The sequence below is a fragment of the Kocuria sp. WRN011 genome (genome assembly GCF_002295155.1).
In the GTDB taxonomy this organism is placed as follows: Bacteria; Actinomycetota; Actinomycetes; order Actinomycetales; family Micrococcaceae; genus Kocuria; species Kocuria carniphila.
On the sequence record NZ_NSGI01000001.1, the window covers coordinates 128,745 to 142,320 of the forward strand.

A 13,576-nucleotide genomic window follows, 5' to 3' on the forward strand; every position below is an offset into this window, starting at 1 on the left:
GCAACAGTGTCCTACTTTTCGGGCCGAATCGCTGCACGCATCACCTGTGCCAGGTGAACTCCTTCTGCACCGGTTCCCTGGGCGACCTGCGTGCGGCAGGAAAAGCCGTCCGCTAGCACGATGGTTCCGGGTTCAGCAGCGCGGATGCTCGGGAACAATTCGCGCTCACCCAGGGTCTGGGACACCTCGTAGTGACCGGGCTCGAAACCCCAGTTGCCCGCCAGCCCACAGCAACCGCCACCCACCACGGTGCTGTTGACCCCCAGTTTCTCCAGGACCTTCAGCTCGGGGGAGTAGTCACCCATGGACTGCTCATGGCAGTGCACCTGGCACAGCGCCTGACCCGGGCCCGCCTGGGTTTCCAGGGTTCCGAACGGCCAGTGACCGCCCTCCTCGGCGTGCTTGGCGCTGAACTCACCCAGCGTCACCGTCAGGGCCTGCACATTGTGCGCACGGGGATCGTTGGGCAGCAGCTCGGTGATGTCGTGCTGCAGCATCACGGTGCAGGACGGTTCCAGGCCGATGATCGGGTAGCCCGCCTCGATCAGCGGCTCCATCACGTCCAGGGTCTGCAGCAGTGTCTTGCGGGTCATGTCCAACTGCCCGGTGGAGTGCCACGTCAGACCGCAGCACACGTTGCCCATGGGCATGAGCACGCGGTAGCCCATGGCCTCGAGCACCTCGATCGCGGCCTTGCCGGGAGCGTCTGCGGAGAAGTTGGTGAACGTGTCCGGCCACAGCACCACCGAGGGCTTTTCCCCGGCCGCCGACGACGCTCGGTTGCCACCGCGCGCAAGGTCGCGAGCGGCGTCGTCGCCCTTGGTGCGCGCCTTGTACCACGAGGTGAGCGGGGTGTTGTTGAAGCGAATCATGCGGCGCTGAGGCTCGATGCCACCGAGCTTCTTGGTGAGTTCCTCGACCGGACGGAAGCGTTCCATGAAATTGACCGCGCGCAGCGAGCCGGGGACTTTGGTCACGAGCTTCATGAGCCACGGCATCCAGCCCATGGTCAGGTGCGCCATGGGGCGGCGATCCTTGCCGATGAACGAGGTGAGGCCCTGGCGGAAGTGGTGGTGCAAGAACTCTGCCTTGTAGGTGGCCATGTCCACGTTGACCGGGCACTCGGTCGCGCACGCCTTGCACGAGAGGCAGAGGTCGAGAGCCTCGTAGGTTTCCTTGGACTTCCAGCCGTCGGTGATGTGTTCCCCGCGCAGCATCTCGGCGAGCGAGCGCATGCGGCCTCGGGTCGAGTGGACCTCATCGCCTGTAGCGACGAAGGACGGGCACATGGCGCCCGAATCCGAACGGCACGCGCCCACACCCACGCAGCGATTGATGGCTTGACCGAACGAGCCGTTGTCGGAGGAGAACGCGTGGACCGGAGTGAGCTCAAAGGTGCGAGCGCCGGGGCCCGGTCGGATGCCCTGGTCAATGGGTTCCGGATCCACGACGACACCGGGATTGAAGAAGTTCTCGGGATCGAAAATCCGTTTGAACTCCGCGAAAGCCTGCCGTGCTTCGTCCGAGTAGATGGTGGTCAGTAGCTCCGAGCGGGCGCGGCCGTCACCGTGCTCGCCGGACACCGAGCCGCCGTAGCGGTGCACGAGCTTCGCGGCGCGTTCGATGAATTCGCGGTACAGGGCCACGCCTTCATCGGTGTTGAAGTCGAAGGAGATGCGGATGTGCACGCAACCTTCGCCGAAGTGGCCGAACGGGATGCCACGCAGGTTCATCTCGTCCAGCAGCTCGTAGAGGTCCTTGAGGTAAGCACCCAGGTGCTCCGGGGGAACGGCGGAGTCCTCCCAGCCGGGCCAGGCCTCGCCGCCGTCCGGGAGACGGGTCACGATGCCCGCGCCGGCCTCGCGGATGCGCCACAGGGCACGTGCCTCGGTGGGGTCGCTGACGACCACGGAATCCACCACGGTCTCCTTGACCAGGGCGGGGAGTTTACGGGCTGCTTCAAAGGCTTCTTCTTGGGTGTCCGCTCCGACCTCGCAGTAGAGCCAACCGCCGCCTTCGGGGAGCTCGCCACCCGCGTTCTCCTGGCCCTGGCGGGTGCGCAACGCGGTGAGCAGGTCCGAGCCCATGCCCTCGATGGTCGTCACACCGGGCACACGGAACTTGGGGGCGGCGGTGGCTGCTTCGATCGCGTCTTTGAAACCGAGCACTGCCAGCGCGGTGAACTTGGGTTTGGCGACCAGCTTGACCTTGAGCTGGGTGATGATCCCGCACGTGCCCTCGGTCCCGGAGAAGGCCTTGGCTACGTCAAAGCCGTTCTCGCCCAGCAAGTAGTGGAGCCCGTAGCCGGAGACCTGGCGCGGGAACTGGCCGAGCTCGGTGCGCAGCATGGCCAGGTGGCGGTCGCGCAGTTGCTTGAGCTGAGAATCCAGGGCGGCGTCGGAGGTGCCGCCCGCCTCCAGGGTGACCTCGCGTCCGTCGGCGAGCATGACCGTGACCGCCGCCAGATTGGAGGCGCTGGTGCCCCACGCGACAGAGTGGGAGCCGCACGCATTATTGGCCACCATGCCGCCCACGGTGCAGCGGGAGTGGGTGGAGGGGTCCGGGCCGTAGGTGAGGCCGAACTCGCTCGCAGCATCACGCAGCTGATCGCAGATCACACCGGGTTCGATCGTGGCCGTGCCCTGGTCCGGGTCGATCTCCAGGATGCGGTTGAAGTACCGGGAGGTGTCGATGATCAGCCCGTCACCGATCGCATTGCCCGCCACCGAGGTTCCGCCGCCGCGGGAAATCACCGGCCAACTCTTCTCCTGCGCGGTGGCCAGCAGCTCGCGGATCTCGTCCACGGAGCGCGGTTCCGCCACGGCCTGGGGGAGCCTGCGGTAAATCGAAGCGTCGGACACGTACGCGGCACGAGTGGTCAAATCATCCCGGAGAGCAGTCATGGTCTAACTTTCGCCTACCCGCCCCCGGGATTCCAATTAGGTCACCTTTGTTCCGTGTCCCGGCCCATTCTCCCGGGGACGACGCCGCCCGCGCGCCTTCGTGGGGAAGGTACGCGGGCGGCGTCGGCAGGATCTAAAGCTGGTGGCTCACCACTCCGGGGCGATGGTGATCTCAGCGCCCTCGAGCTCCTCGTTCCACTCGACCTGGCAGGTCAAGCGGGAGTTGTCGTGGCGGGTGTCGTCGAGCATTTCCAGGAGGTCTTCTTCCTCCTCGTTGGTGCCGCCGGTCTTCACGAACGACTCCTGATCCAAGTACGAGTGGCACGTGGAGCACGAGGCGTTGCCGCCGCAGGTCGCCAGGATGGGGAACTTGTGACGGGTCAGGGCCTCCATGAGGGACTCGTAGTCCTTCCACTCGACGCCCTCGGTGCGCACACCTTCACGGTCGGTCACATTGACGTTGATGCTGCTCACTCGGGTGGACCTCCTACAGTTACGACCCGTTGTGGATTCTCAGAACTAGGGGCCATTCTACGTTCGCGGACCACGGTTGAGACCACCGGATGGCCAAGTGTGATCAGTCCCCCATGCGACGCACGGTCAGTGCCTGGGCCACACGGCCGATCGGGCCGTCCTCGTCGAAGAGCTCCGAGTGGGTCAGGCCCACGCCGCCCGGGCCGATCTCCACGTTGGTGTCCAGGCCCACCCAATCGGAAACCGGCTCGCGAATCAGGTGGATGGACAGGTCCACGTTGGGGAACGCCCATTTGCCCGGCTCCACGCGGGGCGCCAGGCCGTTGGCGGTGTCGATAGCGCTGACAAAACGAGCGGTGTTCGAGGACTCCTCACCCGCCACGATCTGGTGCCCGATGCGCAGCCACCCCGCAGCGCTGCCTGCTCTCGGTTCGCGAGCCAGATGTGCCTCCAGCGTGGCGATGAAACCACCGGCCCACGTTTCCGTCATGTCCACCGGCGGGCATTCCTTGACCGGGGGGAGGGGCTGGATCTCCCCGCCGGCCACGTCCTGGGTGTCCGAGGTCTTCAACCGCCACATGCTCAACCGGATGCAGTCGCGGCCGTCCGCGCTCATGGTGGCTTCGAGCAGTTCAATGGTCTTGCCCGGGCGCAGCACGCGCGTGTGTACCTCGATGTCACCGCCGGGGATGAAGCCCAGGATGTCGTAGGACAACCGCACCGGAATCACGTCTTCGCGCGGGTGGTTGCGTTCGATTTCATGGACCATCAAGCCCGACGACGCCGCCATGTGCTGTTCCAGCGGGCTCCACGCACCCTGCGTGTACACCGTGGTCCGGAAACTGTGGTCCCCGGTCCGCACGTAGTGGGCATCGGGGACGTCCTCCCCATTGGCGCCGAGGTGCTGGGGCTTGGGCTCGCTGGTCATGCTTGAGGTCCTCCTGCAAGGTGGTGTTTGTGTCCTGGATTACACCTTAGAGTCCCTCACTGAGTTCACCGTGCACCCCGGTGCTCGAATCCATCAGTCGAGGACGGCAGCTACCGCTTCGATCTCGACCAATTGGTCGTCATAGCCGAGAACGGTGACGCCGAGCAGTGTGCTGGGAACGTCATGATCACCGAATGCGTCTCGCACTACTTCCCAAGCGGTCACCAGGTCTTCTTGGCGGGAGGAGGCGACGAGCACCCGGGTGCTGATCACATCGGTGATTCCGGCACCCGCTTCCCTTAAGGCGATCTTCATGTTGGAAATGCACTTCGCCGCCTGGACGGCGTAGTCACCGACCCCCGCGGTCGAGCCGTCTTCGTTGAGCGGACATGAACCGGCCAGGAAGATCAGACGCGAATCGGCGGGCGCGGTGGCGGCGTAAGCGTACTCGGCTGCGTTGGATAGTTTTGTTGAACGGATCAGGGAAACAGCTTTCGGCACGGAACTCTCGCTCCCTATTGGTGACATGTGGACTCGGCATACGGCGATCGGTTTCCGGTGGAAGCCGGAGGGACTATCTGCTGTCTGATCAACGGTACGGCCCACTGGATCGGAGGGGTTGCACGTTGATCGACGGTGACGCCAGAGATCCGGCGATTCTTGGTTCCAACGTCGACCAGAATGCAGCGGGCCGGGGGTCAGGGTCGGAGCGTCGATCAGGGTGCAGGGTGCAGGGTGCAGGGTGCATGTGCCAAGGCTGTAGCGTCGATCGGCCTGCAGCTGCTGTCACCCCGGCGATGTGAACGTCGATGACACGGCACCGGAGCGGCGGTCAGACATTTGTGGCTGAGGATCGCACTGTTTGACCTGCTCCTAACTGCGTACCTCGACCCAGAATGTTCGGGGGTGGGATTCTCTGCCGGAAATGTTCCAGGGGCTACGCGGTCGTCCGTAGTCACACGGGCATCCGTCATGCTGCGCCTGATTCGAGCCCGGTTGCTGGTACGCCGACATGGAAATCGCCCGCTACCCCTGTTTGACTAGGGATAACGGGCGATTTCGACTGGCGGTGACGGAGGGATTTGAACCCTCGTTGGCTTTAACACCAAACATCATTTCGAGTGATGCACCTTCGGCCGCTCGGACACGTCACCAGCTCGAAGTACTTTACCGTCAGGTTCCACCGGGAACCAAACCGTACCGACTGGGGCTACTTGCGGTGGGCCTCGAAAAACTCCCGCAGCAGCGCGGCGCATTCTGCCTCACGGACTCCACCGGTGACTTGGACCCAGTGATTCAGGCGCGGTTCGCGGACCACGTCGAACACGGAACCGCAGGCGCCGGCCTTGGGGTCCCAGGCTCCGAGCACCAGCCGCGGCACCCGGGACAACACGATGGCCCCGGCGCACATGGCGCACGGTTCCAGGGTCACCACCAGAGTGCAGTCGTCGAGCCGCCACGATCCGGTGCGGGCGGCGGCGTCGCGCAGGGCGAGCACCTCGGCATGCGCGATGGGGTCGCCACAAGCCTCGCGGCGGTTGTAACCCCGCCCGACGACGTCGCCGCGAGAGTTCACGACCACCGCACCGATCGGGACATCACCGCTCGCTGCGGTGTGCTGGGCTTCTAACAAAGCCAGGCCCATCCAGCGTTCGTGCTGAATGGACCTGGCAGTGGGCGGTAACGCCATGTGTGACTTACCGGCGGCTGTTCTGCGCGAAGTACGCGGAGTTGGGAGCCTTGAACGCGGTGACGATCCACATGATGTTCACGACAATTGCGATGATCGAAATGACGATCAGCACGATGCCCAGACCGCCGAACATGAGCGCACCGAAAATCCCGAACAAGTAAGACAGGATCGACAGAGCAGCAAAGACGGTGCCCAGGATGCGGGCCCAGTTCTTGCCCTTGGCCAGGCCACGGTAGACCAGGAAGTACAGCAGCAGTGCGATCACGAGCCCGATGATGCTCCACACCGGATTGCTGCCGGTGCTGGCGAACGCCTCTGCCTGTTCAGAGCTCATACCCGATTCGCGGAGGTACGCCTCCATGTCGAACGTGGAGTTCGCAATAAGGCTCACGATCGTGTAAATCGCGTACAGCGCCGCGGACAACAGCGTCAGTTTGAGCAACTTGTCGAGCAGGCCCGGGCGATCCACCATGCCGGTGTACTGGTTCGGGTTGTACTCCGAGGTGCCGTACTTGCCACCCTGCTGGCCGTAGCCGGGCTGGGGTGCGCCCTGCGGGTCCTGGCCGGGGCCGGGCTGCACGTCGCCCGGCTGAACGCCGTGAGGTTGGGCGGGGTTGGGCATACCCGCGCCAGGCTGGTTGCCGTAGTCGGGGTTGCGGGGTTCGTTGGGTGTGGTGCTCATGGGGGAGTTCCCTTCGTCGAATCAGTGCGAGTGATGCGGGTGAATTATTCGTAACGCAGTGCGTTGATGGGATCCTGCCGTGCCGCGCGCATGGCAGGAATGGTGCCCGCCAGGAACGCGATGACCATCACCGACAAGATAATGATCGCGATTTGGATCGGGTCGAACAGGAACAGGCTCAGGCCCGGCAGGCCTTCCAACAGTCCGTTGGACAACACGGAACTGATGATTGAACCGGTGGCCACGCCCACGGCAGCGCCGATGGCCGAACCCAGGAAACCGATGAAGATGGCTTCGAGGGAGAACAGGCCGAAGACCTTGCCGCCGCTCATGCCCAGTGCCTTCATCAGACCGATCTCACGGGTTCGTTCCTGCACGGACATCAGCAGCGTATTCACGATGCCGAAGCCCGCAGCCAGCAAGGCGATGATCGCGAACGAGTTCAGGATCCACACGATGCCGTTGATGACCGCACGGAACATACCGAGCTGGTCCTCCACGGTCATGCCCATCATGTTCTCGTCCGCGAGCTGGGACTTGATCTGGCCGGCGTCATCGATGTTCTCGATGTTGGCCACGGCCATGAAGTAGCTGTCCGGTACGTCACGCGGAGAACCGGAGGTCTGGTAGTCGTAGAGCTTCTCGTTGAGACTCGAGGACGGCATGGGAGTCAGGGACGCACCCGCCAAGGACGCCTGCGAGATGCCCGAAATGGTGATCTCGAAGGTCTTGTCCTCACCGGCCATGTTGGTCATGACCACGTCCACGGTCTTGCCCACGGCGTCCTCGTTGGAATCGAAGCCCAGGTCTTCGACCCACGAGGCGGGGATGAGCATCTCGTCGTCCTCGCGTGCGGGGATCTCGCCGGCTTCGAGTTGAACGCCCTCTGCATCGGAGGGCGCCCCCAGGCTCAGCTGGAACTTCTTGCCGTCGGCGGATTCGAGATACGTGGGGGACACCATGTACATCGGGTCCACTGACGTAACGCCGTCAATGTTCTCAATGGTTTCGATGTCATCGTTGCTCAGGCCGCTCGTGGAACCGAAGCCCGTTTGAATGCTTGATTCCTCCGGGTCGTATTCACGGGGGCCGTCATCTTGCGGTGCGGTCTGTTCGGCGACCTTTTGGACGTAGATCGACTTCTGGTCACCGAATCCGGCCACCGTCTTGTCGATGTAGTCGTTGACGCCGGTGCCCACACCGGAAGTGAGAGTCAGGGTGAACGCACCGATGAAGATGGCGATGACGGTCAGGATGGTTCGTGCTTTGGAACGGAACGTGTTTCCGATGGCCGTCCGCAGCAGATCGATAAACTTCACTCGGAGACTCCCTGCTGGTCGGTGGTGGACGGTTCGGCCCAGGGTGCGGCGTGGCGACCCGCGCGACGGGGGCGGCGTGCGGCCTCGGCGAGTTCGGCGGCGTCGGCCTCGCTGAGGGTGATCAGCTGGCCGGTTGCGGGTTCCTTCACGGTGACCGGACCGTTGTCCCCCTCTCCGGGCTTGGAGCGGCCGGAGAACATGTGGGTGGCTGCGGCCGGCGATGCGCTCTGGTCGATTTCACCGTCCACCAGGTAGATCTGGCGGGAGCATCGGGACGCGAGGTCGGGATCGTGGGTGACCACCACCAGGGTGATGCCCTTCTCCTTATTCAGACCGAAGAGAATGTCCTCCACCACGTCCGAGGTGGCGGTATCCAAGTTGCCCGTGGGCTCGTCCGCGAAAATCACGGAGGGGTTGTTGATCAGCGCGCGAGCAATGACCACGCGCTGCTTCTGACCACCGGACAAATCCGTTGCCTTATTGGAGGCCTTGTCCGCCATTTCCAGCTGCTCAAGTGCTTCCATGCCGCGACGCTTGCGTTCTGCAGCGTGGACGCCGGCAATCTTGAGGGGGAGTGTCACGTTCTCCAGAACGGTTTGGTTGGGGGTGAGGAAGAACTGCTGGAACACGAAGCCGAACGCGGAGTTTCGCAATTCGTTGAGTTCCTTGGCGTCCAGGTCGCCAGTGGGCTGGCCCTTGAGCGCGACAACGCCGTGGGTGGGGGCATCGAGTAGGGCGAGCAAATGCATGAGGGTTGATTTGCCCGAACCGGACTTACCAACAACGGCTACGGACTCGCCCTCGTTGATCTGCAGGTTCACACCCTTGAGAGCGTCGAACCTGGTTTCCCCTCTGCCATATATCTTGACCAGATTCTCGGTTTCGAGGACCGGAGCCGTCATAAGAGGCTGTTCCTTTCGGGGGCTTCAGCTGATGTACCTAATGTGATTGAGTTCAAGTCTTTCGTATTGACGATAGGCCACGCATCCTACGACGGGTGGAAATTTCACACATGACATCGGGGGGCCCCGGCCCCGCCCCGGGCTGAAGTTCGGCCGCCGGTGCTAGTTTGACCGTATGCGAGTCACCGTTTTGGATCACCCCCTGGTAGCCCACAAGCTCAGCGTTCTGCGCGACAAGTCGACACCGTCTCCGGTGTTCCGGCAGCTGGTCGAAGAACTCGTCACGCTGCTCGCGTACGAGGCCACCCGCGAAGTGCGCGTGGAACCCATCACCATTCAGACCCCGGTGGCGGAAACCCAAGGCGTGGGGCTTTCTCGCCCCCGCCCGTTAGTGGTCCCCATCCTGCGTGCCGGCCTGGGCATGCTCGAGGGTATGACCCGGTTGATCCCCACCGCGGAGGTCGGGTTCCTGGGCATGGCCCGGGATGACACGACTCTGGACATCATCACGTACGCGGAGCGACTGCCCGAGGACCTGACCGGCCGTCAGGTGTACGTGCTGGATCCGATGCTGGCCACCGGTGGCACCCTGCGTGAGGCCATCAAGTTCCTGTACCGCCGTGGCGCGGAGCAGATCACCTGCGTGTGCTTGCTGGCCGCGCCGGAAGGTATCGCCAAGCTTGAAGAAGAACTGGGTGATGCCGAGGTGAACCTCGTGTTGGCCGCCATTGATGAACGGCTGGACGAGAACGCCTATATCGTGCCCGGCTTGGGAGATGCCGGGGACCGGCTGTACGGAGTGGTGGACTGAGGCTCCTGAGAAGCGGGAAATTTCAACTACGTGGTACCGAGCGTTCCGGGTTCTTGACACTGGACATTAAATCTGATTTAGACGCGTGAGGTCCGAATCCCAAACCTCCAAAAGCGCGGTTTTCTGCGCTTTTGGGGGATCGGTTGGCCTTGTGTGGCACCGATAGTAAGCCCCCTTCAAATGTGATTTGAACTACATTTAAGGCCCGTAGTCTCATTATGTGAGAAATAAGCTGGTTTGTTACTTGCCAGTCCGCGTGTTGTCACACACGATGTTGAGTACGCCGCTTCCAGGAAACTCACGGATTCGGTGTCTCACGAGGCAGGGGATACTCACATGTCAGGTGCACCGGGCTACGTCCACATTTCTCAGCGGCATCGCTTGAGCGCCGCGCAGGCCGCCATGCGTTCGCGCGGGCCACATCGCGTGGCAGGTTCCGTCGAGGAATATCGCACCCTGCGCTCCATCACCGGTGATCAGTCGCAGGATTCACGCCTGGAGCGACATTCCGTAGCCGAACAGCAACCCACCGAGGCGCGCGGGTTCGTGATCTACGTGGGCGTGGACGAGCAGGCCGCCGCCGATCGCGGGATCAACCTGGTTCAGCTGGTGCAGGACGTGCGTCATCACATCAACCAGCTCGTTCCCGAGTCCGATTCCTACGCGGCCGTGGCGCTCGCTCCCATCAATGCAGAAGGCACCGATCTTGAGGTCGTGCGCAGCGCGTTGGGCGATCCCACCTGTGCGGATCCCGTGATCGAGCCCATGGTTCCGTTGCCCACTCCGGCGTCCGGTTCCACCATCGACCACCAGCGCGTGGGTGTGCTGATCGATCTGTCCCGCCGCGAGGTGTTCCTGGACGGAGACCTGCTCAACCTGACCCACCGCGAGTTCGAGCTGCTCAACTACCTTGTCGAGAACGGCACCCGCACCGTGGGGCGTCTCGAGCTGCTGGACAACCTCTGGGACGACGCCGAGGAAGTTCCCTCCGAGCGCACTATTGACGTTCACGTCCGGCGCTTGCGTTCCAAGCTCGGCCGTCTGGCCAACACGGTGCGCACCGTGCGCGGTCAGGGCTACCGCTTCTACGACCACCCCGAAGTGGTCGTGTGGGCAGCCCCCGAATACTCCATCTGACCTTTTCGCAGGTTCTCCACCGACGACGCCGCTCGCGCGCCCCACACGGGTGACCGAGCGGCGTCGGCGTGGTTAAGGAGCGAGGTGAGCGTGCCAGACTGGTGGGCATGGCACGCCACGATGTGAAGCACTTGGTGATCATGCGGCACGCGAAGGCGGATTACCCGCCCGGTGCGCTGGATCATGACCGGCCCTTGATGCCCCGCGGCGCTCGCGATGCCGCTGCGGCGGGGGAGTGGCTTGCGCAGCAGTACACCCCGGACATGATCATGGTGTCTTCGGCGCTGCGCACACGGCAGACCGTCACATGGGTGTGCAGCGAACTGGGGGAGAAAGCACCCACGCCGCAACTGGTGGACGAGCTGTACAACGCTCATGAAACCGCGATCATTGCCGCGATCAATCACGCCCCGGAAACCGTGCGGACGCTGTTGGTGGTTGCGCACATGCCCGGGGTGCTGGACACGGTGCTGCGCCTGGCCTCGCGCGATTCCGATGTGGACGCCATGATGGAGGTCTCCGGCGGCTTTCCGACATCGGGAATCGCCGTGCTGGAAGTCCCGGGGGATTGGGCAGAGCTGGATGGCGGCGATGCGCGCTTGGTCCACTTCGAGGTGCCGCGCGGCTGACATCCGAAGCGGATCTTTTCAGCCCAGCTCGGATTCGTACTCGGCCATGAGCGCTTCGTACGGCGGCCATTCCTTGGTGCTGATCTGACCGGTTTCCACCGTCTCAACCATGCGATCCAAGTAGTACTCCCAACCCGCGCCCACGTACTTCACCTCCATGCCCGGCGGTAGCGGCATGGCGAACTTCACGTGAGTGCCGCCCTCAGTTTCAGAGAATTGCACGTCCACCGTCCAGATCTGCGCGGGGTCCTCGTGGAGGTTGTGCACTCGCAGGTGGCGGGGCTTGTCGCACGCGACGATCACGTACGGTTCCGAACCGGCCTCTTCCTCGAAGGCCATGCTGACCTCTACCTCACCCGATGCCGGGTCTCCCGACCACGTGCCGAACCACAGAGCCAACCGGCCGGACACGGTGAAGGCATCCCATACCTCGTCGATGGGCGCGGGAACGTCGCGGGTCAGCACGATGTTCTCCGCGCCGTCAATGCTTTCCAGGGTTCCAGTGATCACGGGGCACTCCTGCGTACTTGGTGGGGCGGGCCGCCCCGTTCAATGATCAGACAACCACTCGGTGGGTGGGCTGTCGAGAGCTGTTCCGTGAATCAGCGCCGGGGCTCGCACGCCACGCCGTCACCGTCACCGTCGAGTCCTGGGCGGTACCCAGGCTGACCGGCGTAGAGCGGGGCGGCGCCGGCGGCTCGGGCGTCGGCGCATTTGGCGAAGTACACGTCATCAGGGGCGGCAGGGGCAGGGGGCGCAGAAGGTGCCGGAATTGGCGGTGCCGGAAACGCCGGGGCCTGCGAGGCAGGAGGCTCCACGGCCTCGGGTTCGCGAGAGGCCGGCTGCGCGTTTTCCGGAGCTGTCGGAGGTTCAGAGGGTTCCGGAACCGAGTGCTCAACGGTCAGTGGTTGATCCGGGCACTGAGTGAGCACCCGATCCATGGCCCGCTTCTCTGCGTCCGTGACCCACAGTTCATAGCGCTGCTTCACGGCGATCTGCCGGGCCACGTACTCGCATCGAAATTCCTTGTTCGGCGGCAGCCAGGTGGCGGCGTCCCCGTCGCCCTTGGCGGAGTTGCTGGGGCCGTCCACGGCCAGGAGATTCAGCGGGTCGTTGGCGAACTGCGTGCGTCGGTCGGCGTCCAGGTTCTGAGCGCCCTTCTGCCACGCGTCGGACAGCGCCACCACGTGATCAATCTGCACGTCCGAACTCGTGTGGGTGCCCGATACGAAGTCCACGTAATCGCCGGTGAAGGGGCTGGTCAGATCGCCCGAGAGCACTTTGCATCCCTGGGTCCCGGGCGCAACGGCCACGTCCGTGAGATCACGACGGAGAATGTCGTTGCGGGTGTCGCACCCATTGCGGTCGGTATCGGCCCACCGCACACCGAACTGCTCGCGCGAGTAATCGGTCTTGGGCGCCCGACCCGTCACGAGCAGTTCCCCCAGGCCCGCCCGTACGGGGCTGCGGTTCGTTTCGTCTGCCTCAACCGCTTGGTCCTCCGGCGCGGCCTCCCGCATGGGGGTCTCCGCACGCGACGGTTCGCTGGGCTCGGGACCCGGAGCGAGCGGCGTCGTTGTCGAATCCGCCGACGACGCCGCGCTGGCCGAGGGTGCCGACGTGCTCTCCGCGGGGTTCGATGCGGGGGCCTCAACCGGGGCGCAACCGGTGAGCGCGCCGAGAAGCGCGAGGGCCCCGAGCGCGGCGGAGCGTAACGGGGAACGAGGGGAAGCAGCCACGAGAACAATACCTAAGAAATGGGGGAAGACAAGCAAAAAGCTCCACATCGGAACCGATGCGGAGCTTTTTCACTGGGTGCGCCCGGAGGGATTCGAACCCCCAACCTTCTGATCCGTAGTCAGATGCTCTATCCGTTGAGCTACGGGCGCATTTGCAACAACCGATGTGCTCGGCTGCAACGGGTAATAACTTACACCGGTCCCGCCCAAGTGCAAAATTCGATGTCCGTTACACCTGTGTGATGTAACGCTCATCTGGTGTTGCCGTTGCCGCGATAGACTCACTGGACACGCAAAACCCTGCCGGAGCTAGTCCCCCGGGATCAGATTCAACGATGCCGTTGAGAGCCTGATCGTCG

The 13,576-nt window shown here is 63.7% G+C and carries 13 protein-coding genes and 2 tRNA genes; 3 read left to right on the forward strand and 12 right to left on the reverse strand.

Translation table 11 applies throughout. The annotated features are described in order from the left end of the window. Positions 1-11: 11 nt before the first annotated feature. The 9 genes from CKW39_RS00580 to CKW39_RS00620 all read right to left on the reverse strand — a co-directional run bounded on the left by CKW39_RS00580 (position 12) and on the right by CKW39_RS00620 (position 8,901). A complete protein-coding gene (locus CKW39_RS00580; protein ID WP_095796259.1) occupies positions 12-2,903 on the reverse strand; it encodes an FAD-binding and (Fe-S)-binding domain-containing protein in 2,892 nt (963 codons plus the stop codon). 147 nt (positions 2,904-3,050) lie between these two features. Further along, positions 3,051-3,377 (reverse strand): 2Fe-2S iron-sulfur cluster-binding protein, encoded by a 327-nt coding sequence (locus CKW39_RS00585; RefSeq protein WP_095796260.1) that lies wholly within the window; start codon positions 3,375-3,377, stop codon positions 3,051-3,053. A gap of 103 nt (positions 3,378-3,480) precedes the next feature. After that, positions 3,481-4,305 carry a thioesterase family protein gene (locus CKW39_RS00590; RefSeq protein ID WP_095796261.1) on the reverse strand — a complete coding sequence of 275 codons (825 nt, stop codon included), beginning with the start codon at positions 4,303-4,305 and terminating at the stop codon, positions 3,481-3,483. 93 nt (positions 4,306-4,398) lie between these two features. Continuing rightward, positions 4,399-4,806 carry a RidA family protein gene (locus CKW39_RS00595; protein ID WP_095796262.1) on the reverse strand — a complete coding sequence of 136 codons (408 nt, stop codon included), beginning with the start codon at positions 4,804-4,806 and terminating at the stop codon, positions 4,399-4,401. A gap of 563 nt (positions 4,807-5,369) precedes the next feature. Then, positions 5,370-5,459: transfer RNA gene (locus tag CKW39_RS00600), tRNA-Ser, on the reverse strand. Between the two features lie 56 nt (positions 5,460-5,515). After that, the gene (tadA, locus tag CKW39_RS00605; RefSeq protein WP_095796263.1) at positions 5,516-5,995 is read right to left on the reverse strand and encodes a tRNA adenosine(34) deaminase TadA; all 480 of its coding nucleotides are present in this window, start codon (positions 5,993-5,995) and stop codon (positions 5,516-5,518) included. A gap of 7 nt (positions 5,996-6,002) precedes the next feature. Continuing rightward, positions 6,003-6,680: a hypothetical protein gene (locus CKW39_RS00610; protein ID WP_095796264.1), complete on the reverse strand. Its 678-nt coding sequence runs from the start codon at positions 6,678-6,680 to the stop codon at positions 6,003-6,005. 44 nt (positions 6,681-6,724) lie between these two features. Next, complete coding sequence (locus CKW39_RS00615; RefSeq protein WP_095796265.1) at positions 6,725-7,999, reverse strand: ABC transporter permease; 1,275 nt, start codon at positions 7,997-7,999, stop codon at positions 6,725-6,727. Further along, a complete protein-coding gene (locus tag CKW39_RS00620; protein WP_095796266.1) occupies positions 7,996-8,901 on the reverse strand; it encodes an ABC transporter ATP-binding protein in 906 nt (301 codons plus the stop codon). Before CKW39_RS00620 ends, CKW39_RS00615 begins: the two co-directional genes overlap by 4 nt. Before the next feature lie 175 nt (positions 8,902-9,076). Between CKW39_RS00620 and upp the strand changes: the two genes are divergently transcribed. The 3 genes from upp to CKW39_RS00635 all read left to right on the forward strand — a co-directional run bounded on the left by upp (position 9,077) and on the right by CKW39_RS00635 (position 11,478). Further along, complete coding sequence (upp, locus tag CKW39_RS00625; protein WP_095796267.1) at positions 9,077-9,712, forward strand: uracil phosphoribosyltransferase; 636 nt, start codon at positions 9,077-9,079, stop codon at positions 9,710-9,712. Positions 9,713-10,048: 336 nt separating this feature from the next. Continuing rightward, complete coding sequence (locus tag CKW39_RS00630) at positions 10,049-10,849, forward strand: winged helix-turn-helix domain-containing protein (RefSeq protein ID WP_095796268.1); 801 nt, start codon at positions 10,049-10,051, stop codon at positions 10,847-10,849. Positions 10,850-10,956: 107 nt separating this feature from the next. Then, positions 10,957-11,478 carry a histidine phosphatase family protein gene (locus CKW39_RS00635; protein ID WP_095796269.1) on the forward strand — a complete coding sequence of 174 codons (522 nt, stop codon included), beginning with the start codon at positions 10,957-10,959 and terminating at the stop codon, positions 11,476-11,478. An 18-nt stretch (positions 11,479-11,496) separates the two neighbouring features. Here the strand turns inward: CKW39_RS00635 and CKW39_RS00640 are convergent, their stop codons facing one another. From CKW39_RS00640 to CKW39_RS00650, 3 genes are all read right to left on the reverse strand, one after another. Next, the gene (locus CKW39_RS00640; protein WP_095796270.1) at positions 11,497-11,988 is read right to left on the reverse strand and encodes an SRPBCC domain-containing protein; all 492 of its coding nucleotides are present in this window, start codon (positions 11,986-11,988) and stop codon (positions 11,497-11,499) included. 92 nt (positions 11,989-12,080) lie between these two features. Then, positions 12,081-13,217: a DUF1524 domain-containing protein gene (locus tag CKW39_RS00645; RefSeq protein ID WP_254049205.1), complete on the reverse strand. Its 1,137-nt coding sequence runs from the start codon at positions 13,215-13,217 to the stop codon at positions 12,081-12,083. 77 nt (positions 13,218-13,294) lie between these two features. After that, positions 13,295-13,367, reverse strand: a tRNA-Arg gene (locus CKW39_RS00650). Between the last annotated feature and the right edge of the window lie 209 nt (positions 13,368-13,576).